The sequence below is a fragment of the Paraglaciecola sp. L3A3 genome (assembly GCF_009796765.1).
GTDB lineage: Bacteria > Pseudomonadota > Gammaproteobacteria > Enterobacterales > Alteromonadaceae > Paraglaciecola.
Map to the genome: position 1 here is coordinate 3,084,114 of NZ_CP047023.1, position 24,186 is coordinate 3,108,299.

The 24,186-nt window shown below is 39.0% G+C and carries 20 protein-coding genes; 1 reads left to right on the plus strand and 19 read right to left on the minus strand.

Annotated features, from left to right (window positions below):
• Positions 1-34: 34 nt before the first annotated feature.
• Positions 35-1,162: a zinc-binding dehydrogenase gene (locus tag GQR87_RS12895; RefSeq protein WP_158969921.1), complete on the minus strand. Its 1,128-nt coding sequence runs from the start codon at positions 1,160-1,162 to the stop codon at positions 35-37.
• Between the two features lie 86 nt (positions 1,163-1,248).
• The gene (locus GQR87_RS12900; protein WP_158969923.1) at positions 1,249-1,926 is read right to left on the minus strand and encodes a glutathione S-transferase family protein; all 678 of its coding nucleotides are present in this window, start codon (positions 1,924-1,926) and stop codon (positions 1,249-1,251) included.
• A gap of 199 nt (positions 1,927-2,125) precedes the next feature.
• On the opposite strand from GQR87_RS12900, the gene GQR87_RS12905 reads away from it, so the two are divergent.
• Complete coding sequence (locus GQR87_RS12905) at positions 2,126-3,037, plus strand: LysR family transcriptional regulator (protein ID WP_158969925.1); 912 nt, start codon at positions 2,126-2,128, stop codon at positions 3,035-3,037.
• Between the two features lie 288 nt (positions 3,038-3,325).
• Here the strand turns inward: GQR87_RS12905 and GQR87_RS12910 are convergent, their stop codons facing one another.
• The 17 genes from GQR87_RS12910 to GQR87_RS12990 form a co-directional block, all read right to left on the minus strand.
• Positions 3,326-4,981: a sulfatase gene (locus GQR87_RS12910; RefSeq protein WP_158969927.1), complete on the minus strand. Its 1,656-nt coding sequence runs from the start codon at positions 4,979-4,981 to the stop codon at positions 3,326-3,328.
• Positions 4,982-5,099: 118 nt separating this feature from the next.
• Positions 5,100-5,933, minus strand: coding sequence for a DUF1961 family protein (locus GQR87_RS12915; RefSeq protein ID WP_158969929.1), 834 nt, complete (start codon positions 5,931-5,933; stop codon positions 5,100-5,102).
• Positions 5,934-6,363: 430 nt separating this feature from the next.
• Entirely contained in the window at positions 6,364-7,560 is a 1,197-nt protein-coding gene (locus GQR87_RS12920; protein ID WP_158969931.1) for a hypothetical protein, read from the minus strand.
• Between the two features lie 95 nt (positions 7,561-7,655).
• Positions 7,656-8,852: a hypothetical protein gene (locus GQR87_RS12925; RefSeq protein WP_158969933.1), complete on the minus strand. Its 1,197-nt coding sequence runs from the start codon at positions 8,850-8,852 to the stop codon at positions 7,656-7,658.
• A 74-nt stretch (positions 8,853-8,926) separates the two neighbouring features.
• Positions 8,927-12,172, minus strand: coding sequence for a chondroitinase family polysaccharide lyase (locus tag GQR87_RS12930; protein WP_158969935.1), 3,246 nt, complete (start codon positions 12,170-12,172; stop codon positions 8,927-8,929).
• A gap of 260 nt (positions 12,173-12,432) precedes the next feature.
• Positions 12,433-13,383, minus strand: a complete 951-nt coding sequence (locus GQR87_RS12935) for a dihydrodipicolinate synthase family protein (protein ID WP_199271617.1) — start codon at positions 13,381-13,383, stop codon at positions 12,433-12,435.
• Complete coding sequence (gene ilvD, locus GQR87_RS12940; RefSeq protein ID WP_158969937.1) at positions 13,383-15,080, minus strand: dihydroxy-acid dehydratase; 1,698 nt, start codon at positions 15,078-15,080, stop codon at positions 13,383-13,385. The genes GQR87_RS12935 and ilvD overlap by 1 nt, the downstream gene beginning before the upstream one ends.
• A 101-nt stretch (positions 15,081-15,181) precedes the next feature.
• Positions 15,182-15,946 carry an SDR family NAD(P)-dependent oxidoreductase gene (locus GQR87_RS12945; RefSeq protein ID WP_158969939.1) on the minus strand — a complete coding sequence of 255 codons (765 nt, stop codon included), beginning with the start codon at positions 15,944-15,946 and terminating at the stop codon, positions 15,182-15,184.
• A 68-nt stretch (positions 15,947-16,014) separates the two neighbouring features.
• Positions 16,015-17,424 carry a solute:sodium symporter family transporter gene (locus GQR87_RS12950; protein WP_158969941.1) on the minus strand — a complete coding sequence of 470 codons (1,410 nt, stop codon included), beginning with the start codon at positions 17,422-17,424 and terminating at the stop codon, positions 16,015-16,017.
• 58 nt (positions 17,425-17,482) lie between these two features.
• Complete coding sequence (locus GQR87_RS12955; RefSeq protein WP_158969943.1) at positions 17,483-18,139, minus strand: 2-dehydro-3-deoxy-6-phosphogalactonate aldolase; 657 nt, start codon at positions 18,137-18,139, stop codon at positions 17,483-17,485.
• Complete coding sequence (locus GQR87_RS12960) at positions 18,136-19,044, minus strand: 2-dehydro-3-deoxygalactonokinase (protein ID WP_158969945.1); 909 nt, start codon at positions 19,042-19,044, stop codon at positions 18,136-18,138. Before GQR87_RS12960 ends, GQR87_RS12955 begins: the two co-directional genes overlap by 4 nt.
• A gap of 296 nt (positions 19,045-19,340) precedes the next feature.
• Positions 19,341-20,063 carry a FadR/GntR family transcriptional regulator gene (locus tag GQR87_RS12965; protein WP_158969947.1) on the minus strand — a complete coding sequence of 241 codons (723 nt, stop codon included), beginning with the start codon at positions 20,061-20,063 and terminating at the stop codon, positions 19,341-19,343.
• A 221-nt stretch (positions 20,064-20,284) separates the two neighbouring features.
• Positions 20,285-20,725 (minus strand): DUF2059 domain-containing protein, encoded by a 441-nt coding sequence (locus GQR87_RS12970; protein WP_158969949.1) that lies wholly within the window; start codon positions 20,723-20,725, stop codon positions 20,285-20,287.
• Between the two features lie 192 nt (positions 20,726-20,917).
• Entirely contained in the window at positions 20,918-21,283 is a 366-nt protein-coding gene (locus tag GQR87_RS12975; RefSeq protein ID WP_158969951.1) for a DUF4870 domain-containing protein, read from the minus strand.
• Positions 21,284-21,598: 315 nt separating this feature from the next.
• Positions 21,599-22,390, minus strand: a complete 792-nt coding sequence (locus GQR87_RS12980) for a hypothetical protein (protein ID WP_158969953.1) — start codon at positions 22,388-22,390, stop codon at positions 21,599-21,601.
• Positions 22,391-22,616: 226 nt separating this feature from the next.
• Positions 22,617-23,693 carry a 23S rRNA (cytidine(2498)-2'-O)-methyltransferase RlmM gene (gene rlmM / locus GQR87_RS12985; RefSeq protein ID WP_158969955.1) on the minus strand — a complete coding sequence of 359 codons (1,077 nt, stop codon included), beginning with the start codon at positions 23,691-23,693 and terminating at the stop codon, positions 22,617-22,619.
• Positions 23,693-24,064 (minus strand): DUF423 domain-containing protein, encoded by a 372-nt coding sequence (locus tag GQR87_RS12990; RefSeq protein WP_158973008.1) that lies wholly within the window; start codon positions 24,062-24,064, stop codon positions 23,693-23,695. Before GQR87_RS12990 ends, rlmM begins: the two co-directional genes overlap by 1 nt.
• Positions 24,065-24,186 lie beyond the last annotated feature (122 nt).

Here is a 24,186-nt window from a genome sequence, read left to right on the forward strand (position 1 = left end):
TCCATTTATGCAAAATCAATCCGTTAAAGACTTCCTATTTTTGCGGTGTAATTAAGTATTTCTCACCAGTAGCTTGTTTAGAATATGCTTCTATTGAAGATATTTGTAGCACTTCAGTCAACGACACTTCATGTGTGTAGTGACTAGCAAATGTGCTGGTGATTTCATCTGCAACACGTTTACGCATTGCCATCACTGTTTCTGCGCCTAATTTGCCTAGAGCATTAAATAATAAGAAACCATTTACTGCCCAAGCAAAACCAAAATTACGATTTAAGGTAATAGGACCGCGGTTTAAGGCGCCATAAATATATACTTGTTTGAATATGTCTGAGCCATAAACACTATGCTCTTTCATATCGCGAGCCACAGCCACTTCCATACAATTAAGAATGTCACTGGTTAATTGTCCGCCACCAATTGGATCAAAAGCAATCGTGGCACCGGTTTCAATAATCGCGGCGGTTAAGTCGGCAAGAAAAGTTTCACTCGTTGAATTAACTACATATTTAGCGCCCATATCACGTAACAAGGTTTCTTGTTCTGGTTTACGTACGATGTTGATTAAATCTATGCCATCGGCAATACAAATACGGTTTAACATTTGCCCCAGGTTAGAGGCCGCTGCTGCATGGATGATGGCTTTATGGCCTTCTGCACGCATAGTTTCAACCATAGCTAATGCAGTTAATGGGTTAACAAAAGAAGAGGCCCCCTCTTTAGCTGTAGTGCCTTCTTTTAACACTAAACAACTTTGTACATTGGCACAGTGATATTGGCGGTATGTCCCACCACCAATGACAGCAACTGTTTTACCCATTAATGCTTGGGCTGCAGGCGATGAGCCCGCTGCGACAACTGTGCCTGCCCCTTCGTTACCTACAGGCGTTGCTTTACCTACACGTGTTTTTAGTCCCGGCATAAACTTAGCAGCCACATCAGCGGTAATAACTGGGTTTTGTTCAGTACCAGTTTGTGTTGCTGTACTCATATCGGCAGCACTGAACATGACACCCAAATCTGATGGGTTTAATGGCGCAGCTTCAATGCGAATAACTACTTCATCGGCACTAGGTTTTGGCATTTCAATGCTTTGCAAAGCTAGGGTTAGTTTATTGTCTTCAGTAATTGTTGATATCAGTTGAATATTTGACTCTTTCATAAGGTCTTACTCCTGTAAATGATTAAATGTTTCGACCAAGCTTTTTATTGTATTGGCCATACTTTGATTTTTGTTGAATAAATAGACTATTTTAGCTGTGCAGCTTGGACCTGGGCTTTCACCTTCTGCATAAACTCAGGCATATTTGCCAAACGCTCTGCCTCTACTTTTTGCGCAATTGCTGATTGACTCATAGAATCATTCCACGCTTGCATGCCGGGTATATCTGCTAGTACGTCCCAGTTAAGCTGCCTAGAGGCAAAAGTGTTAACGATAGTGTTTACGTAATACACATAGATATCAGCCATAGTAAATTGTTTACCGGCAATCCAAGGTGAAAACTGACACAAGCGATTTAACGCTGTTACTCCGCGGCTCAATACCTGACGTACTTCAGCTTTAACTGGCTCAGGAATGTCAGTGTCTGAAAATACATAGGGTATAAGTCGCCTACTTGGCAGTTCACAATAAAGCTCTGCTATTTTCATAATTTGCCGCACAGTTGCACGTTCCCCAGTATTTTCAGGATATAGCGGAGTCTCAGGATAAGTCTCTTCAATAAAGTCACAAATGACACTCGACTCTGAAAGATAAAGGCCTTCTTTAGTGGTAATAGCAGGTACTTTTCCTGCCGGGCTAATAGCCAGTAACTCATTACTCCCGCCATAAACAAGATGTTCTTTAAATGGCAGTTCTTTGTATAACAATACGTGTTTTACTAAGTTGTAATAATTGCTAGCGGCAAAACCGTGCAAAATAATCATAAATTAGTTTTCCATTAGTAAGATCAGGTTATGTTTAATAACTGTAAAAGTAATTAAGTGCCTGTATTTAAAGTAAAGCTATTATTACTGGTTTCAATCGACTTATATATGGGGTTAAATGGCAATCACTATTGCTTTTAAGACAACAATAAAGCAAAAATAGGTCAGCCAATCAGCTATTTAATTAAGGGAGAGGTCATTGGATCAACTACGCGCCATGCGTTATTTCAGTAAAGTCGTCGAGACTAGTAGCTTTACCAAAGCTGCCAGGGCCTTTAATGTGCCGCCCTCTTCCTTGTCAAGACGAGTGGCTGACTTAGAAAAGAGTTTGGGCGCAACCTTGCTAAAACGTTCGACCCGCATAGTTAAACTCACTGAAGTGGGTCAAATTTATTACAAGGATGTACAACAAATATTAAATCAGTTGGAACAAAGCAATGAAACAGTGCGTAGTTACCAAACCACACCAATGGGCCGTTTACGTATCAGTTCTATGGTCAGTTTTGGTGACAAGATACTGCTTCCACTGTTAGATGAATTTAGCGCCTTGTATCCTGAAATTGTATTAGATGTCAGTTTAAGTGACGAATTATCAACACTTGGCCGTGACGATGTGGATATTGCTATCCGTGGTGGTTATGCACCAAATGAACGCGTGTTAGCCATAAAGTTAATGGACAATGGTTTTATCCCTGTGGCTTCCCCCAGTTATCTAGAGAAGTACGGGGTGCCTAATAATGCGCTGGAATTAAAGCAGCATAAAGGCCTTTATTTTAAAGCACCGTCAGGGCCTACACCTTGGTTATGCCAAATAAACGATCAATGGCATGATGTCTCAGGCCCAGCGGTAGCGATTTCAAATAACGGGCCATGGCTAGCAAAAAAAGCCTGTAATGGTGAAGGTATTTTAATGTCGACTAGATGGGCGTTAGCTGAATATATTAAGTCCGGGCAGTTACAAGAACTTAAGTTTGAGCATGAGTTGGCAATCAATCAACATGCGAATATGGCCGTATATTTGTTGTATCAAAAACAGCGTTATTTAGTGCCCAAAGTCAAAGCAGCAGTAGACTTTTTAGTACAAAAAATAAAAGTAGCCAATGAAGGATAATGGAAAACTGTGGCAGTAATCGACCTATTACTGCCAGCCGGGCTTGATTATTGCTCCCAAATAGTTTCCATATTTAGCTTGAGCTAAAACAGGCTGTGTAATTAAAAATACTACTGTAGCTATAACGACTTTGTAGATTTTATTAATGTGAAGCTTTTTACTGATTGACAATAATTGAGTGGGTTTCAATATATTTACCTACCGCGGATGCATTGTGACTATCAAATACTGTTTCTATTGACAGAAACGCTACAGCAACAAGCTGTAGCGTTAACTGAATTAACTGAATTAACTGTTAGGGTAAGTTATTAGTTGTGCATGTTTACCTTGCTCAGCCCAGCCGTCTTGAGCTTCGATAAGCCAATATCCCAGCTGCTCTTTTAGAAACTTATAGTCACTTGCGGGAATGTCACTCGGGTGGAGATTTTTCAACTGATATGGGTCGTTGATGTTGTCGTATAACTCGGTTTCACCCGTTTTAATCACCACATAACTATAACGGTCTGTGCGTACCCCTTTACGGCTCATATTGAGGTATAAAGCCGAAGCAGGTTTTTGCTGGTATTGCCCTGTTTTAACACCGGTTGAATAGTCTCTACCAGATACGGTCGCCGGAATATTATCTGCGAGACCCATTAAAGACAGCAGGGTTGGCATAATATCCACAGTACTTAGCATCAAATCATCAATTCGGTGGGCAACATTTGGGGCTTTAAGGATAAATGGCACACGAAAACTTTCTTCATACATATAATTTTTTGCCATTAAACTTTGGCTGCCCATCATTTCACCATGATCAGTGGTATACACTATTATGGTGTTGTCAGCTTCTCCTGCGGCTTCCAGTGCTTGGAGTACTTTCGCTACTTGCTGATCGACAGCGGTAACATGAGAAAGGTAAATAGGGATAGCCGTTTCTGCCTTAGGGGTATTAGCCACCGCTCTAGGATCACCATTCCAGGGCACAACACGACTTGATTTATCGGCTTTGACATTGTCTCTAACCAATAACTCATCTGCTGGTAATCCTTGGTAATACTGTTCATACACAGAAGCCTTAGTGTCCCCTACATCAGAATATGGATTATGGGGTGGATTGGGTGCCCAAACGATACTAAATGGTTTGCTAGGATCACGTTCACCATTTTCGTTTTTAAGGTATTTAACGATCACATCAGCTTCAACATCTACCGAGAATTGATGAGGGTTATGAAAGTCACCATCTTTTTTACCTGCTACCAGATCAGGCTCAGATGAGTAGGCCTTATTATCATTGTGTACATCACCCACAGACTGAAACCAATACTCGTTGCCACGCCTTTCAACTCCAGGAGGAACATAGTTATCAAAAGGGTTAGGCACGAAACCACCTGGCGCCTCTTCAGTACCAACGTAATTGCCGTCTTTATCAAATACCTTCTTGATCCGTTGCCAATGTACTTTTCCTACATAAGCCGTATCGTAACCCGCATCATTCAGTACATCGGTAAAAGTGGTGATATCTTGTCGTAATCCTTGAGTACGATTAACCTTAGTATTTAAGTCTTCCACCCCATTTTGGCTTGGCCACATACCCGACATCAACATAGCCCGATGCGGACTACAAACCGGATGATTACTCACCACCTGTGTATAGATCACACTATCTTTAGCTAATTGGTCAATGGCTGGGGTATAAACAGGATCGCCTTTGGTTCTCAACACCTTGTCATAACCCGATTGGCTCCATAATCCCATTGAATAAAGACGTAATTGGTCAGGAAAAATATACAGCAAATTAGGCTTTTTGGTCACAGCAGTACTGGACACTAGATTTTCCGATTTCTCCTGGGTCTGCGGTGAATCTGTTGAGCATGCCCCCATGAGCAAAGTACTCAAAGATAACGCTAGGCTGATCCGGCATTTAGTCCAGCTAAGTTTGTTTAAAGTGGTAATGTTAATCATTCGGTTTTCCTATCTGAAATACTACAACAATCAATTTTTGTTAATTTTAAAAAGCGCTAAAACATATTTAAGCTGCATGTTTATATTGAATTGCTCTGTGGGTTTTTAATGCTTAATTTTACTCTGCTAATTCACTTACACGAAAGTTTTTAAATAAAGAACTACGGGTATACATCAAACGAAGGCCTATACGCCCCTCTTCTACTGGAGGAAAACTTGCACCGTCAAAATCGAAAACTTTAGTTTGTTGAGGATTCTCCACATGAAAATAAACATCGGTGCCTTTTTTTATGTAGGTAATATGATGGGGAACACCGGGCTTAAAAAAACCGCTTTTTGTATATTTAGGACCAAACCCTGTATTAGAAAAGCCATCTTTGTGTTCTGGCATATAACGACGAGATTTTAAATAATCAGCTGTCTCGTCATTATTATCCACCGCAAATGCCGCATAACTTAAATGATAAAGGTGCATGTTATTGATGTAATAACGCATCACAGGCACTTCGCGCAGTTTTGACCAAGCAAATATATCTTTTTTATAAGGTCCTACGTCTCTACCGGTCGCCTGAACATAGAGAATATTCACCCCACGGTCGTTGTTATCTAAACGGATAAAGTCATATTCTATTTTGATGTCGCCATTAAAACTTTGTTTAGTCCATAAGGTCGCATGGTGGGCGTCATCTCGCCACTTAGGGCCAGCCGAAATAGTCATACCCTTAGCGCTATTTTCTACTTTAGCTTTTAGGCCGTCTAACACCCAATTATCTTGCCAAGCAGCAGTGCCTTTATCCTCAAAGGCTAACTGCCAATTCAATTTATTCATTGATTTGTATACTGCGTCAGCCTTTAATTGATCAGCGCTGACATTACTTGATGAAAGAACAGCAGCAGAAAATAACAAATGAGCCATTAAGATAATAAAACGGCTAGTGATAGATTTTTTCATTAGGCCTCTTGGTTAAAATGCATATGTTTTTTAGCGATTTAGCTTAGGTTGAGGCTTTACTCTAAACAAGACGAAGACGCTTAGAGAAAATCCTCCACTTTAATCTCAAGCTTGTTTGCAAAACATACAAACCATCACTTATACGTTATCTTATAAGTATACTTATTTTGTCATGCTACACAAACACTTGTTAGACATTTATTTAACTTTTTATTTACTTTTTGGGGCTATTTAGATGTGCAGCCTTACTAAATACTGTTAGAGAGTTTTTTGTTGATATGAGAAATGGAGGCAGAGCATTGATTGTAAAAAGGGATCAGGACAATCCAGAATACATAACTTGTGCGGCATCTGCTATAACCTGAACCACGTCAGTACTATAGAAATACCGCACAAATTACCAAAATCTTTAAGTAAAACTCAATAAGCCCTACTGCCCTTGAGGCTTGATGGCATACAGAGTGTTATGTAATGGTGGCGTTTCAGAATAGGCTTCAATATGATATTTAACGGTAGTATAAACAACATTTGGATCCGCATATTTTGCGCCTGTATTACGTAAATCGCTTACATTTTTAAACATTTTATTACCTTCTCCGGCAGCCAAATGCATACCAGAATTACCTGCAGCAAAAACGGCCCAACCATTATGACTCCCTTTATGTCTATGCCACTCAGGAATACGGATCGTATTATTTTCAACCAAATTATGACCTAAATCACCTTGATGAAAATTAACATCCACTTCTAATTGATTGTTATAAACCACCACATATTTTGCGCCCATTTCAATAGCAAGATGGCGTACACGTTTTATAGTGTTGCCGGTCACTAAAATATACTGGCCGCGCATATCAAAATAAGCATTGCCGCGACCACCTTTGTTATAGGCTCGGTCTACAAAGTTATTACGAAAAGTTAAATGTTTTGTGTTTTTACCCGTTAAAATTGGATCAGTACCGGCCTCTAGCAGTCGGCAATTATCAACCCATGAATCTGATGTAGTACCAGATAAGCTTATCAACCCCACATATAAGTCATCTCGGTCAACGTCATTATTCATCACGCCTTGAACCCATTTGTCACTATAATCATCATTATCTTTTGGTTCTAAACCTGGTACCAAGTAAAACAAGGTTAAGTCTTCTATTCCCGCATTGTTAACATCATCTAATACTAAACCATAACGCTTTGACGCCCAGCCTTGCCATGTCTGACGAAAATTAATATTGATAATCACATCTTTAGGATCACCCGTTTCGCCGCGCAGAATAATATTTGATTTTAAATACACAGGCTGATTAAGGGTATAAGCACCCGATTTTAAAATAATCACGCCACCGTTTTTTACTTGATCAATAGCCCCTTGAATATTGTCTGTTCCCGGGTTAATTGTTTTTACAATAGGTGTTGTGTCTCGAAAAGGAATACCTCCTCTGACGCCTGCTTTTGCCCATTCAACCATATCAGGATATTTTGGATCGGCCTTAGCTTCATCAAACACCCAGCCCGGATCACCATATTCAAGATCGACTAACTGCTCAGTGGTTAAACTTGAATGTTTTGCACAGCCCAGCAAAGTTAAATTAACGGCTAGTGCAAAAATAAATAATTTTGGAGCTCGCATCTGTTTTTATTCCTATTTATTTTTATGTTAATCATGACAAACAAGTGTTCATTAACAACACATTATTTGTGGTTAAAGTATTAATTTATATTGTATTAATGTTGCTGTTTCTTAATGGCATAGAAAGTATTGTGAATAGGAGGCTCTGCAGAATAAGCGCCAATTTTATACTTCAATACTTTATAGACAATATTCGGGTCGGCATATTTAGCTCCCAATCCTCTTAAGTCAGTTATATTTTTATAGAGCATATTTTCATCACTTGCAGGTGAATGCTGACGAGAGTTACCCGTTGCAAAAACTTGCCAATTGTCATGTTTTGCATCTGCTCTATGCCACTCAGGTACCCTAATGGTATTATTCTCAACCAAGTTATGGCCTAAATCACCTTGATGAAAATTGACATCCACTTCTATGTGGTTGTTATAAACCACCACATATTTTGCCCCCATCTCAATCGCAAGATGGCGTATACGTTTAATGGTATTACCCGTCACTAAAATATATTGCCCACGCATATCAAAATAAGCATTGCCGCGGCCACCTTTGTTGTAAGCTCGGTCCACAAAGTTATTACGAAAGGTTAAATGTTTAGTTGTTTTTTCGGTGAGTATTGGGTCAGTACCAGACTCCAAAAGTCGACAATTATCAACCCAAGAGTCAGATGTAGTGCCAGACACTTTGATTAACCCTACATACAGGTCATCTCGGTCCACATCATTATTCATCACACCTTGAACCCACTTGTCGCTATAATTATTGTGGTCTTTGGGTTGTAAATTCGGTACTAGATAAAGCAGGGTGACATCTTCTATCCCAGCACTTTTAACATCATGCATGACTAAGCCATAACGCTTTGACGCCCACCCTTGCCATGTCTGACGAAAGTTAATATTGATAACCACATCTTTAGGATCACCTGTTTCGCCGCGCAGAATAATATTTGATTTTAAATACACAGGCTGATTCAGGGTATAAGTACCCGATTTTAAAATAATCACTCCGCCGTTTTTTACTTGATCAATAGCCCCTTGGATGTTGTCTGTTCCCGGGTTAATTGTTTTTACAATAGGTGTTGTGTCTCGAAAAGGAATACCGCCTCTGACGCCTGCTTTTGCCCATTCAACCATATCAGGATATTTTGGATCGGCTTTAGTTTCATCAAACACCCACCCCGGATCACCATATTGCAGGTTAGCTACCTGATGTGTGGTTAAACTAGAATGTTTTGCACACCCCAGCAAAAACAAGTTAACTGCTAATGCAAAAATAAATAATTTTAGAGCTCGCATTTGTAGTTTTATCCTATCTATTTTTATGTCAGTAATGAAAACTAAAAGTTCATCGCTTATGGAATACTAATTTTTTAACGTGTCACTTTCGACAACAATACTTCTGCTGTTAAGCCATCTTTACATTCAAACTCAATAATAGTTTCAGTTTCACTAGCTTTGATAATTGTCGCTTTCTTACGTTCAACGGTTTCAATTTCTTTTACCTGTTGAGAAATTTTCCATTCGCCACTAAGTGTTAGCTGTACTTTACTGCTGCGACTTGGCCAAAAAAACCACTCGTGGTTATAGATAGACAGCTCAACTCGACTACCATCAGGCATTAAATCATCTTGCCCGTCATAGATATTTAAATCTGGATCGGCAACCGCTAGCTGTATGCCCTGACTCGTTTCTTTGACAATAAAAGTAGCTGGTCTATTCACCCTAGTTACCACTGTTTTAGGTAATATCGTTTGGGCATCAAATACCGCGTAAGCCGTGGTAGACTTTTCAGGCGACTGAACAATATGGGCGCGCTTATCTTGTTGCAATACTCGATAGGGATGCTGGTTATTCTTCTGTTGCATAGCTTTGGCAAAATCTTGCATATCAGCCGAGCTACTATTTGGCATAACCACATATTCATAATGTGCATTATTCGGTTTTATGCCATGATCAAATAACAAGGTGGTAAAGTTTCCCTTAACTGCTTCGATATTTTTGTAATCAGGGTTAGTTTGCTCTGTACGTTGCATCAGCAACTCACTGCCTTGTGGGATTTGTGGGATGTAATACCCCGTTTGGCGGCTATCCACCAACCACAAAGGTTCGCTGTCTGATATTTTATTTACATAAGGAAAGGTTTTTTCATCCAGTTGATTAGACATAAATTGACTGCCACTTTTACTATCACCTTTATTAAAAGGATTCTGCAAAATTGTGGTTTCTACTGCATGTTGTGCAATATCACTTTTGATATCTGAGCCTAAGGCAACAATAAAGTCTTCAAATAAAAAGTAAGATTTAATCCCAGTAAAACTCTGCAAACCAAAGACATCATGACCTTTAAACGGAAAGGTAAAAACGGCGTTGCCTAGTGTAGATTCAGCTCCACCAACAAAAGCTTGATCAGAAAAAGGATATTCGCCTCCTTCGTCTTTTACTTGACCAGGGTGAGTTTGAATTTGTGCGTAAGGCACATTAACAGATGTGACTCCTGGCCAACGATGCCAGTCGTAACCAGCATGCCAAGTGGTTTTATTATCAGCTTGAGTACTATCTAAATGATTAGGGTAAGAAACATCCAAATAGCCATAACCAATAAATGTTGGGTAAGCAAACCAGCCCCAGCTCTCATATGGGTATACATACTTGCTGTGACCACGCACTGTCGCCATCCAGTTGTTATCGTCTCTAATGGTAGCTAACGCACTGTAGGGTAAAACTCGGCTAGGCGCATAATGATACTCACCAATATCCCCTGCTTGTTTAAGTTTATTCAGCCAATAATCATGAAAGGCATCATTCTTTTTATTGTTAGTGTAAAGCTCTTGGTACAAACCTGCCATTTCAGCATCAAATGTAGGTGCACTAAGCGCAATTAAAGCCGGTAAATCGTACATGTTGGCCGGAAATTCATAGTTAGTAAAACGAGTATTCGTAAATGCTCGCGCCCCAATATATTGTTTGCCGAATAAAGTATCAAACAAGGTATTGGTGATCTTTCTCATACGTCCAAATACTTCATCTTCTACTGCAAAAGGAGTGTCTTTCAGTAAATACATTACCGCAGCAGCGGCTTTCACTGCTCGACCACCATAGCCTTGTGAATGTCCACCATGGTGAAACGTTAAGCCATCTGCTTTAAACACTTCATCAAGTGCCGGCGCATAAGCAGTAGTCACATTGGCAAAATACGAGGCGTAATGTTCAAGGTCCCGGACTTTTTCTGCTGAGTTTTCCATGGCCAGTGCCATATATAAACGAGGCAATAAGAAACCTTGGGTATCATCTGCATCAGCGGCTTTTCTGCCTTTAACGCCATAAACCACATCTTCACTGTAAACTTGGCCAAAACCATAAAACCATTTCATGGTGGCTATGGCTTGCCCTAAACGATTATGACGAGCCAACACATCACGCATCAATAAAAATGCCGGTGCTACTTCTCTAATTTCATAGGCATAGTGATGGATCCAGCCCAGTCCTGCACCTTCTGCAAAACCTTGATCAATACCGTAGTCGAATAAATCAATAAACATTTTTTCTAGCTGCTCTTTATCCTTTGTAGATTTAGCTACTTGATATTGTTTAGCCATACTCAACAGTAAATTATTGAAGTCCCAACGCCATTCCATAACACTTGCATTAAGCTTTTTGCCTAAACCTGTTTCAACAAAATATTCTGGAAACAGGCTGGTTTTCACCAAAGGTTTACCGAATATCTGTTCGCCTTCTCGTTTAATTTCAAATTCATTAAACTTCTTGGTGATTGACGAAATAGACTTCTTGGACTGTGCTTCTCTCTCATAGTCAGGGAATATAAATTGCTCGGCCTTTGCAGTTAAGTTATTAACTTGTGCCAAACTATCTTTAGTTAAGGGTTTTAATTGAAATGTAGGTTTGTAACCATGAAACATCAGCATTTTATGATCGTAGTTAGACACTAATCTTTCATGGGGATCAAGGTTGGGTAATTGAGGATTGGGGCCAACGGTTTTCGGATTAACTGGTACTGACAAACCGACTGTATCTAGATAAAAAGTACCGGCTCCAGTAGCCGGAGCTCTAATAGTCAAGGTATCCATATCTGGATGGGGTACACCTTGCATATCACCTCTGTCATAATTAACAGAAACAGTACGCCAACCAACAAAATCTAAATTAAAGTCAAACTCAACATCTACTTCTGCACCACGGCCAAATTCAAAACTTAACCTTTGGGTGGTCGCTTTATCATTATATATCCACATGAAGAAACCTCTTGGGGTCTCCAGCACTTCTTTAGATTCATATGAACTATGGCCATTTTTCAAATATTGAAATCGGCCAGTAGACGGGGCTTTAGATAAATCGATAGGCTTTCGATAACCGATAGGTGTATGTACAGTTATGCTGTCATTCCCTTGCCAGTTCCACTTTAAAGAATGAGTTCCGTGTTTCATTCGTTTATTGTCAAGACTGTAATTTTTTCCTGTGATCGACCAATAATCGGGGAGCCCTTGTTCGAAACTTTCCATCACCTTGATAGGGTATTCTAGGGTTTCTGCACCGTGAGCGGTTGCCGTTACACCAACGGCTAACACTACCCCAGCCAGTCGTTTAAAAATATGTTTCATTTGGATATCCCCCTGATCTTAACACTTACCTTATATCACATATCAGACAAGATCTATTTTATGTTGTTGCTAAATATGTAATTTATTAGTTTTGCTTAAAAATAACGTTTAAATATTTACTGTCTTGGAGGTAGGATTTTGTAATTGATAACCGCTTATTACGCACAAAACCCTACTGTATGTAGAACCCCTAAAGTATTATCGAGAGGCTCAACTTATTAGCTTTCAGTACTATTCACTTATAATCAGTCAACTGGCTGCTATGCGCCTTGCAAAATATCATCGAAGTCTTGCAAAAACCCAGTGATCAGCAACTCATCTTCCTCAGTTAAACTAAAACCGGGTTTACGACAATAATCATTAGCGATAATGCCTCGTTTATACAAAATAGTTTTCTCAACTTGAATAATACGTTCACAATGTTTCATCCAATGAGAAATATATTCAAACAGCTTGCTATGCAGTGCCTGCGCTTTAGTTACTTCACCTGCACACCACATATTATATATAGCGACATAAATTTCAGTGAAAGAACAACCAGGCATCACACCTTTTCCCCCCACTTTCAGCATGTCCAACATATATAAACCCGCATAGCCATTCAAAACGACAGCATCAGGTTTAAGAGCTAATAGCTCCTTGGTATAATCAACAGGTGGATTACACTCAATCTTAAATACACAATTTGTATATTGCGCAGACATTGACTGCATTTCTTGTGGAGTAATAGGCAGCCCGGTTTCAGTTGGCGCGTATTGCACCAAAACCGGAATATCCACTGCAGCTAACACCGAACAAATATGCTCTTTAATCTGAGCATTATCAGGTTTCAAGAAAAATGGTGGCAATAACATTAAACAATCAGCACCTGATTGCTGATACATTTTGGCTTTTTTAACCGCAAGCTCTGTCGAGTGTTCGGTAACAGAGATACAGCGATAAATATTTGTATCAGCTAAAGTACTAATAAATATTTCAGTTAGTTGCTGTTTTTCTGCGTCATTTAGCTTATAAAACTCACTGGCAATACCGAATAAAGTTACCCCATGACAAGCTGTTGTAGCCAAATGCTCAAGCATGCTTTTAAAACTGACTAAATCAATCTCACCTTGCTGATTAAAAGGCATAGCGGCAATGGGGTTAATGCCAAACAAATCAGCTGGCTTTTTGACATTTGTCATTAAATTATCTTCTGCTAGGCTAGCGTTCATTAGGCTAATACCGCCCCTTCTGCTGCTGACGCTGCACGATCTCGATAAATATCTAAAAATCCTCTAGGTACTTCTTTTCTCAGAGGTTTCCATAACTTTTCACGTTCAGCTAGCGTTTCATCATCAACATGTAAAGTCAGTTCACGAGTCTCAATGTTAATACTAATTTTATCACCCGCTTCAATCAGCGCGATCATGCCGCAATCGGCCGCTTCAGGTGATAAATGACCAACAAATAAGCCCCTATTTGAACCAGAGAATCGTCCGTCTGTGATCAAAGCACAATGATCAGATAAGCCCATACCTTCTAAGTATTTCATTGGTTCATACATTTCAGGCATACCAGGTCCACCTTTTGGTCCTTCATAACGAAGCACTAATACACTACCCTTTTTTATATTTCCTTCCATGATGGCTTCAACCGCTTCATCTTCTGAATCAAAGGTCACTGCAGGACCACTAAATTCAAACATGTGAGCAGGTACTGCCGCAGGTTTAATTACCGCACCTAATTTAGCTAAATTACCGCGTAATATTGCCACCCCACCCTCTGAACTAAAAACATCAGACAATGGACGGATCACTTCACGTCGGCTTGAATCTGCTACTTTGGCTAATGTTTCTTCTTTAGTACCAACCACAGTCAATGCATTTAATTTAAGTAAAGGTCTTAATTCACGTTCTACCGCAGCAATACCGCCAGCTTCATGGAAATCAATCATGTCGTATTCTGAGGCAGGATAAATAGAAGCAATAGTCGGTATTTTTCGACTGATTTCATCAAAGGTTTGTAGAGATAATTTACCTAGACCGGCTTCATAATGTAATGCTTGTAAATGCAGAATAGCATTAGTTGAACCGCCGGTAGCCACCAACAAACATATGGCGTTATAAATTGAATCACTGTTAATTATTTGACGGGCAGTGATCCCTTGCTGCGTTAGTTCGACAATTCTTTCGCCAGTTTTGTAAGCAACGTCCATTCTTTGTGGTGAAACTGCAGGAACCGTTGCACTTTCAGGTAACATCATGCCTAAGGTCTCAGCCAAACAACACATAGTATTGGCTGTGCCGTACATAGTACAAGAGCCAGGACCTGGTTCAGCGATGTCTTCAATTTCACGAAATTCTTTATCGTCAATTAAGCCACGTTTTTTCCAACCTATAGCTTCAGAAACAATATTACCGTCCCAATGTTTGCCTTTATATTCAGCAGGATACATGGGGCCACCATTAACCATAATAGCCGGAATATCTAAACGAGCAGCGGCCATCAACATAGCAGGGACTATTTTGTCGCATGAACCAGCTAAAACAATGGCATCAAAATTATGTGCCCGTGTCATGACTTCAATAGAGGCAGTGATCACCTCACGAGCAGCTAAAACAAAACGCATGCCTAAATGACCGGCAGCAATACCGTCACATGGGGCAATAGTGCCAAAAGACATGGCCACCCCTCCGGCTGCTTCGATTCCTTTGATAACATTAGCCGTGACATCATTCAAATTAACATGACCAGCCGTTGCATTGGTGTAACTATTGACCACAGCAATAACAGGCTTACGTAATTGTGAATCTGTGTGTCCCATTGATTTATATAAAGCGCGTTTTAATGCTCCGCTATCGCCTTTTAAAATGTCATTATGGTGAGATTGAGAGCCGCAACCGCCGCCACAAGAATTACAATTACTCATGATTTTTCCTTAGAAATGAAGTATCAAAATGATGGAGAGGCTGGCCGTTAATAGGCAGCTCACAGATATATATATGTTCGGATTTGTTGATAGAAAAATGGTTAATCATCAGCCATCACTGTACTTCTACCGCCATCTATCACTATGGTGGTACCGGCAATAAACGAGGCTTTTTTACTGGCTAAAAATAAGCAAAGCTCAGCCACATCTTGTGGTTTACCGATATGGCCTACTGGATGTTGTTCAATTGTTTTTTGCCGAATATGGTCAGGTTCAGGATGACTATCAAACCAAGCTTGATTACCTTCTGTATCAATAAAACCTGGGGCAATTCCTACGGTTCTAAAGTCTCTGCCCCAATCTAAGGTCATGCTTTGCACCAAACCGACTAAGGCATGTTTACTGATACTATATGGCGCACAACCCGGTAAACTATTAAAAGCGTGGTTAGATGTCATGACCAAAAAAGCGCCTTTGCTTGCCGTTAATGCATTGCGGCAAGCTTTAGCTAACCACCAATGAGATCTAAGATTAAGGTCAAAGTTTTGATTCCAATCGTCTAATGAACAATCCACCCCAGAAAACACATTTTTACCGGCATTAGAAACCACTGCGTTTAACTGGCCAAATTCTTGTATTGTGTAGTCAACCAATAGTTCTATTTCTTCAAGGTTGCACATATTACATTGACGATAAAAATACTGATCTGGATAACGCGTTTCAAATGCTGAGTTATCAATTGCACTAGCAGGTCTTTGACCACAACCAACAACTAGATAGCCTTCTGCCAAAAAAGCTTCAGCGATAGCCAATCCAATACCTTGGCTGGTACCTGTAATTAAAGCAACGGCTCGTTCATGACTCATTATGTTTCTATCCTCATTTTGATGGCTCTTTTAGCCATCAACCTATTAATCTATTAATCTATTTTGTATCAACTATTGACCGTAACAACCGGCCTGGGACTGGTGAGTAATTTATCCAGTACAATTCCTATGATTACTGTGGTCATAAAGCTGATCGCCATCAAATGAATATAATGTAATGGCGACCAAACAAAAGTGAAGACTGCGTAAACCACAGTCCCCATAAGCAAAGCAAATTTAATAGCAGTAGGGTTAATATTCTTCATAGTCATAGCTAAAATAAACACCCCCAAAACAGGCATACTGTATAAACCATTGAATTGCTGAAGCATATTGATAACACTTTCTGCATTTTGAAAGATAGGCACCATGATCAGCCCAGAAATAGCTAAAATTAAAGAGGTAAGCATGCCTATTTTTTGAACATTGACGCCTTTATTAATATAGTTTTGATGGATATCACATACATAAAGTGCGGCTGCTGAATTAATACAACTATTAAAAGACGATAATACAGCCCCAGCCATTACCGCAGCAAATGCACCAGAAAGCCAAGAAGGGAGAATATTTCCGACTAATGTTCCGTAAGCAGAATCCCCTATATCACCGTATAATTTGTATGAAATAAGGCCAGGCAACACCACAATAACCGGCATGAATATTTTAGCCACAATTGCCATATACACGCCCTTTTGGGCTTCTTTAATATTCTTGGCTGCCAAAGCTCTTTGGGTGATAACCATGTTAGTACAAAAATAGAAGATACAAATTAATGGCAAGCCAGTAAAAACAGTATCAAAGGGAATATAGGAATCTTGATCTCCAATCATAGTCATACGTTCAGCAGGTAAACCGGTTAAATCAAAATCAATGGCATATAAACCCAAAACGGTGACCAGTGTGCCCATAATAAGCAAACCAATACCATTATAAGTATCAGATATAGCAATGGCTCTTAGGCCACCAAAGATAGCGTATGCAGCCCCAGCCATAGCAAATAGTATAGAAAGTACAATAATGGGTAAATCAAGGCCAAACATGGTCTTCATGAATAAAGAGCCAGTATACAAAATGGTCGGCAATAGAATGAAAACATAACCTAATAAAAACAGCACAGACACTATGGCTCTAACACTTTTACTGTTGGTTTTTTTCTCTAATAATTCACTGGTGGTAAGACAATCGGTTTTGTAATAAATTGGAATAAATACATGGGCCAGAATAATAAGCCCAAATGCAGCGGCTAACTCCCACCAAGCCACAAGTAACATTTGTGGCCCATTCATACCGACAATTTGTTCAGCACTAATATTGGTCAAAACGATCGAGCCACCAATATACACCCAACTTAAACCACCATTGGCTAAAAAGTACTCTTTACTTGAATTGCCTCGTTCAAAACCCTTACACTTTTGATAAGTAATAAAAGCAACAGCAAGTGTTAAGGATACAAATACGCCTAACTGCATGATGTCCATTTAGTTTTTCCTCTTACTCAATAAAATTCAATTGTGTTAAACAATTGAAGCAGCATTTTCACGCCATTTGCCCACAAGCACTTTGCCAAGCGGTAATATAGTTTTTAGCCGTTAAGGTTAATTGTTCGATAGTCATTCCAGGTCGATAAAGGCCCGATCCTAGACCAAAGCCATTAGCACCTACGCTTATATATGTTTTCATTTGCTCGGTGTCAGCCGAAATACCACCTACTGGGATACACATAACATCAGCCGGTAACACTGCACGTAGTGCTTTGACAACAGATGGGGTTAACATTTCGCCAGGAAACAATTTGACAATTTCGGCGCCTGCTTCAATAGCACAGAAGGCTTCTGTTACTGTCATCGCACCAGGCATCACCACACAACCTGCGTTGACCGATTTTTTGATGATTGCCGGATTAGTATTAGGTGTAACTATAAGCCGAGCGCCTGTTTGCAACACAGCGTCAAGTTGTTGCATGGTGGTAACCGTACCCGCACCTATCCAAGCTTTTTCAGCAAAATAATCAACTAACTTGCTGATACTGACTAATGCGTCAGGGCTATTAAGGGGGACTTCGATAAACCTGTACCCTTGGTCAAATAATATTTGTGCAATAGAAAGTACTTCTTCAGGTTTAACACCTCGCAAGATCGCGACTAAAGGTAATGATTTGAAAGTAGTTTGATAATTCGAGGTCTCTAGTTTCATGCTAGTTCCTTATGATACGTTTGAAAGACACTTTGCATACCTGCTAAAAAACACTGTTCGGCGTTAACGGCAATAGCAGTATATTCTAGTATTTTGAGAGCCTTAACATAGCGTTCAGCTAACTGAGTTTCTGCGACAATATAGACAGGACTTGTCAATTTTAAATCGGCTAATTCATTACCAATTAATATCCCTGAAAGATAAGAAAGCACTAAGTCTTGAGGAACTTTATTGAATAAAGCCTGGGTTCTTGCCATAAACAGAGCGTGGCTTAAAGTCATCGAATTGCCAGCCGTCACACCACTAGAAAAAACAGCTAAATCAACATCTTTAGTTTGACTAGGTAAATTTTTGCCTAATATAGAGTGGGCCCTCAACAAAGCATAAAGTTCACCTGTCATATAAGTGTTAACACTGGTCAGTTGATTATTTTTCCAACTAACATGTTTACTATGAGTGCCTGGCAAAATGACATCAAATTGGTTCAATTTGAGCTTAGCGGCTAGGCCAAAAACTTGGACTTCTTCTCCACGCATTACATCTTCACGATCATTGACATCTAGGTGGCAAACACCTGGAATAATCAGTACTTTATTTCCTCTGGACAAAGAAAAAATACTCTGGCCTTTAACTAGTTTCTGAATATTTAACGGAGTGTTTACATATGGCGCTTCTTTCCAACCATTTTTAGACCCCACCATACCGGCCATTAATATTGGCAGTTGCTTGTACTTAACCAACCAAGGTTGCAATAAATCAGTCAATACTTGTTCAAAACCTTCAGCGGCAACACTGAGAAAACCTTTGTCAGCATTAATTCTGTCAACAACTTCACCACTGGGACCAATTAAACACGCTCTAAAGTTTGTTGTTCCCCAGTCAACAGAGATCCAATTAACAGCCATCCACACACCTTGTAATACTTAAAAATGAAACTTGTAGTACAAGATAGATTTATCCTAAAAGAATGTCAATATTTAAAAGGCCAACTGTATTAACATTAGTTTTACCTGTTGATTTAAAAGGTTATTTATTTGTTAAAATTAAAGGTGCTGTAGACAAGAAATATAGCTGAAACTTTCAAAGAGAAATGATTTAAAACAGCATTCAATAGACAAATATTCTTAGTGAATAAGTCGATTGGGTGAATCAATAAAGGGGAAAATTGAACTTAACTATCAGTTATATTTTAGATATGAGGTCAGCCAATATGGGAGATATAGTTAGGCTCAGCTTCTTGGTTTTTTCTAATAGCGTTTAAAACTATCACCCGAGTTTGCTCTCTTGCCGCATCAGGTTGACGTAACCGAATTGCCTCTAACAATTTAACATGTTCTGCTACTGCAGGTTTACTTTCTGGTAAATTTTTATCCATAGTATGACTGAAAGACAAAACCAAACCTTTAGACAATACATCACCAATAGCAATAATAAATGGATTATGTGAAGCGATTAATAACGCCCGATGAAATTTAATATCACCTTGATTAAACAAAGAACGATCACCTTGCTCAACCCCTTGCTGCATTTCATCACAAGCCTCTTCCATCAGGAAAAGATCTTTAGCTGTAGCATTAAGTGCTGCTAGAGCTGATGTATTTGGTTCAAAAATAAGACGAGCAGCCATAAGATGTGACAGATCACTATGGTTCACTTTTATACTACTAAGCCAACCGAGAATATCATGATCGAGCCAGTTCCAAGTTTCACTAGCATTAACAAAACTGCCTTTTTTCGGAATAATAGTCACCATTCTTTTAGCAGATAAAGCTTGCAGGGCACTGCGAACAGTAGTACGAGATAGCTTAAAATCTTTAGCCAACTCATTTTCACTGGGTAATAATGTGCTTTCAGGATACTCAGAACTCAGAATTTTTTTAGCTATAGTCTCGATTAAATTAGCGGTCGCTGTCTGGGGTGCCATATAAACTTATAAAAAATGATGAAAATCAAGTAAGAAGGCTACCTTGATGTTGCAACAAGTTCAATACTTACGGCCACTTAGAGTAAAGAGTTGCCTGAATGTAAAAAGCTGAATATAAGTGTGTGTTGTCAACTACCTTACAATTAATGTGTCATAAATCGGCAAAAAAAAGGAGCATTTAAGCTCCTGATTTTATGGTAATTAATTTTATTAGTTACGAATTAATTCGCCTTTTCAGCTTTTAACTTAGCATGTTTCTGCATCACTTCTTGAAACACTCTTTGTCCCCATTGCTGACCAATTTGCATAGACTCTTGCATAATGGCCGGTTGTGAAGCCAATAATTTTTGTCCAGAAGGTGTTTTGTAAAAAGCTAAAATCGCTTGAATATCAACTTCTGATAAATTCTTTTGATACACAGGAATAATGTTATTCATTAAATCCTTCATATCCATACTAACCATCACATCTTGCCAAAACTCTTCAGACGCTTCTGGGATCGCTTGTTTTAAAGCAGGTATCATCTGGTTCATCATCATAGTGCCCATTTGTTCTGCACCAGAAATATTCATTAATTCTTTAACACTATCTTCTTTAGCTGGCTGAGCCTGAGATGCCAAAGAGCAAGTTAACAGCATAAGGCCTAACATGACTTTTTTCATTTTTATTCCTAAATCATTAAATTCTGTCGTTATTGTAAAGCAGAATGACATGAGTAGATAGACACCAGAAAAAGCAGTAACTTCTATAAACCAACTCGTTCCCTTGACAGTTTCAAGTATTTGAGTTCGAAATACCGCAAAATAAATAGCCCACAGTCTTAGTTGGGTATATTAATTTGTTAAGGAAAGCACCTACCATTTCAGAAACTGAATACTAAGAGGGTAAACCCATAATTGACCATCATTCGCTTTAATACTAGCAACAATCGCAAAGACAAAATTAAGCAAGGCTAATATCAACAAGCCTATGATCCCTATAAATATAAAAACCAAAATTCCGCAAACTATAGAATATATAAATAAACTGATTAACCAATTGATCGTAGCTTTGCCGTGTTTATCAATTTCCTCATTTTGATCTTTATTCATTGCCCACATCACTATAGGTAGAATAAAACCTAGTCCTGGAATGATGATACTAGTCAATTGACTTAGATGAATCATCATACAATAGGTATTTAAAGGCATTCCCCAATACTCTTGTCGATTTTCAGTCATATTGCTCTCCTTGTAATAATTCAAATACATACCCGTTTGATTTTGATGGGCACACATAAAAGCGGTTTTAGCCGCCGCATTTTCTATTTTACTACTTTGCCTTGAACATCAAGTTTTTTCAATTTTATTGCGCTGTTTTAACCTAGCTAGAGTATGTCGTGATAGGCAGTTACACAAAATTAGTTACAGGCTCAAAAAAACCAGAAATATTGGTATGTAATCCGAATTTTAAAAGGCTTTAATCCGTTTGTACCTATCACTGTAATTGGCTATTTTAGACTGAGCATAAACCTTTCTATAATTTGAACTCTATACTTAATCAAAGCCATTGATATAGAACTTCATATTTTTTACCACGTCATACTTTTGCATACTAACCTTGCTATTACTGGCGAAATAATCCGATAAATATGTTGTATTTTCTCGAGATAACTTTATATCAAATTCACAAGCCTTAGATGTAAGCAAAACATCATCTTCAATCTTCACTTCGAATCGCATATTACGTGCTAACTCCGCCAGTGGCACGTAGTAAGAGCCTGTATCTAGAGCCGTCCATGTTTCATTTTCATTATCGGTATCAAGCTCTAGATCTTCTTCTATTGCGAAACATTTAATATGTCCATCCACACTAACCTGCCCTTCTGGGTTAGCAGGGGACCAATTTAACTTAGGTGTTTCACCATCATAAAATGTGTCGCCAGCTTGTGGACTAGAAATTTGAAAACTAGCAGGTGCATCTATATCGAAACTAACACTTTCAAAACCGGTACGATTAAAAGAAAAATTGAAAACCCCTAACTCCCCTTCAGTTTGGATACTTGCTTCATAGTCAGTATCGATAATATCTTTGTCTTCAGAAAGCGCTTCAGGCGTACCATTAAAGCTAACCACTAAATGATCACCATCGACTAAAATAATGCTATTACCTAGGGCGTGTTTTTCTCTAAACTCAGCATTAATTTTGATAAGTCCAGTGGGGGATTCTTCTGTCATTTTTATCGATAAATATATATCTTGGTTATCTACCTCAGATGAATCGGTAGAACAAGCAGACAAAGCTATTGCCACTGGCAATATGGCCAAGATCTTTAGTAACTTAAACAATCTATATTTCCATTTGTTAATTTTAAAAAGTCTATAGCATCGAATTGAATTAATAGAATTGAGAATTCACGCTATGATTTAGTACGAATAATGCAATCAAATGAATACTAACCTAAAGGCAGTAACCCCTTTGACTTTATCAACTTAGCAGCTGCTAGGGACTGCTTTTAAACAGCCTCATGCAGCAACAGTCTGCTGCTCTTTTTTTATTATGCTTTTCTTGCTGTTATTTCTTGGGGATTAACCTTAAATGCACTGTGACTTCTTCACGGTTATGGTACAAATGTTTAGCTTGCAGCTCATATTTTTTAATTTCATTAGCCAACATCACTTGTTGAATAATTTGCAAAGCCCCTTGTACCGATTCATAACGTTTTTTCATTGGTAACTTAAGATTAAACATAGCTTCTTTACAGCGTTCCTCGGCTACCCAGGTGGCCATTAATTTAGCCACACGTTGCGGTTGCTCGATCATGTCGCATACCAGCCAGTAGATGTTGTTCTTCTTTGGCTGAAATTTGAAACCATCCTCAGGACAATAAGTTACCTGCCCTGTTTCCATTAAGGCTTCGTCCATTGCACCATTATCGACAGCTTGTACAAACATACCTCTTTGTACTAATTGATAAGTCCAGCCACCAGGACATGCGCCTAAATCGACGGCATATAAACCACCTTGTAACCTAGTATCGTGCTCTTCTTTAGGGATGAACACTTGAAAGGCTTCATCTAATTTTAAGGTAGAACGGCTAGGCGCTGCATGAGGAAACTTCAAACGCAATATGCCTAATGGTAAAGGCGAATTATTATTACTAAATGAGTAACCCACATAAGCAGTGTCATTACTGGTAAAAAAGATATGTGCTACCGGTTTAGTGCTGTTTTCTTTAGCTGTTAATTTATTACGTTTACGTAAAGCTTGTCTTAGAGGCACACTAATTTTGCGGCAAAACTTAGATAACTCTCTACCCTCTGTGGTATCAGCGTATTCGACTCTTAACTCGCCGCATAAAGGAAAACCATCAAAAGCAGCCAAAATAGGACTGACTCTATCGGCCACATCCATATTTTCAATCACAGCTTGGCAAGCAAACATTTGTCTTGCGAATACCAAACTATCAAAGGTTAATTTTTTAGCTAACAATTCTGCTTGTTCTGGCTGATAACAGTTAAATAACACGTAACCAGTATTATTTTTAGCTTGTGGATAACCGTAAACTTCTAGTGCACTGGCTTTATCTTGTACTTCATTGGCCACATCACTCTCAAAACCACTACGACAATATAATAATAAACCGGCCATTAGTTACTCCCTTTAATTGTTGATACCAATAAAAGTGCCCAACCAGTAATAAAACATAACCCCCCTAAGGGTGTGATGGGACCAAACCATTTCACTTGAGTGATAGCTAACATATATAAACTACCACTAAAAAACACTATGCCAGCCAGCATAAAACCGCCGCTCCATAACAATAAAGATTGTGGCATTTGACGATGTAAAATGACTAATAGAATAATCGCCAGACTATGATACATCTGGTATTGCACACCTGTTTGAAAGGTATTCAACATACTTTCGGACAAAGTGTTTTTTAGACCGTGAGCGGCAAACGCTCCCAAAATAACGGATAACATGGCGCTTAATGCGGCAACACTTAATAATATTTTCATCATAGAACTGGGATCTTCATTTGATAAATAAGGAAAAAATTGGCGGTATATTATAGCAAAACAACCGCCCTTGTTGGTTTGTTATCTGTAGTGGATACACTTCACTCGAGTTCAGTTGAGTC

Bases quoted from the DNA above. Each gene is read 5' to 3' on its own strand.
- GQR87_RS12960 (WP_158969945.1), bottom strand. From the start codon at position 19,044: ATGGCTGTTAATTGGATCTCTGTTGACTGGGGAACAACAAACTTTAGA.
- GQR87_RS12945 (WP_158969939.1), bottom strand. From the start codon at position 15,946: ATGAGTCATGAACGAGCCGTTGCTTTAATTACAGGTACCAGCCAAGGT.
- GQR87_RS12935 (WP_199271617.1), bottom strand. From the start codon at position 13,383: ATGAACGCTAGCCTAGCAGAAGATAATTTAATGACAAATGTCAAAAAG.
- rlmM (WP_158969955.1), bottom strand. From the start codon at position 23,693: ATGGCCGGTTTATTATTATATTGTCGTAGTGGTTTTGAGAGTGATGTG.
- GQR87_RS12950 (WP_158969941.1), bottom strand. From the start codon at position 17,424: ATGGACATCATGCAGTTAGGCGTATTTGTATCCTTAACACTTGCTGTT.
- GQR87_RS12975 (WP_158969951.1), bottom strand. From the start codon at position 21,283: ATGACTGAAAATCGACAAGAGTATTGGGGAATGCCTTTAAATACCTAT.
- GQR87_RS12970 (WP_158969949.1), bottom strand. From the start codon at position 20,725: ATGAAAAAAGTCATGTTAGGCCTTATGCTGTTAACTTGCTCTTTGGCA.
- GQR87_RS12955 (WP_158969943.1), bottom strand. From the start codon at position 18,139: ATGAAACTAGAGACCTCGAATTATCAAACTACTTTCAAATCATTACCT.
- GQR87_RS12965 (WP_158969947.1), bottom strand. From the start codon at position 20,063: ATGGCACCCCAGACAGCGACCGCTAATTTAATCGAGACTATAGCTAAA.
- GQR87_RS12910 (WP_158969927.1), bottom strand. From the start codon at position 4,981: ATGATTAACATTACCACTTTAAACAAACTTAGCTGGACTAAATGCCGG.
- GQR87_RS12900 (WP_158969923.1), bottom strand. From the start codon at position 1,926: ATGATTATTTTGCACGGTTTTGCCGCTAGCAATTATTACAACTTAGTA.
- GQR87_RS12895 (WP_158969921.1), bottom strand. From the start codon at position 1,162: ATGAAAGAGTCAAATATTCAACTGATATCAACAATTACTGAAGACAAT.
- GQR87_RS12920 (WP_158969931.1), bottom strand. From the start codon at position 7,560: ATGCGAGCTCCAAAATTATTTATTTTTGCACTAGCCGTTAATTTAACT.
- GQR87_RS12930 (WP_158969935.1), bottom strand. From the start codon at position 12,172: ATGAAACATATTTTTAAACGACTGGCTGGGGTAGTGTTAGCCGTTGGT.
- GQR87_RS12990 (WP_158973008.1), bottom strand. From the start codon at position 24,064: ATGAAAATATTATTAAGTGTTGCCGCATTAAGCGCCATGTTATCCGTT.
- GQR87_RS12915 (WP_158969929.1), bottom strand. From the start codon at position 5,933: ATGAAAAAATCTATCACTAGCCGTTTTATTATCTTAATGGCTCATTTG.
- ilvD (WP_158969937.1), bottom strand. From the start codon at position 15,080: ATGAGTAATTGTAATTCTTGTGGCGGCGGTTGCGGCTCTCAATCTCAC.
- GQR87_RS12925 (WP_158969933.1), bottom strand. From the start codon at position 8,852: ATGCGAGCTCTAAAATTATTTATTTTTGCATTAGCAGTTAACTTGTTT.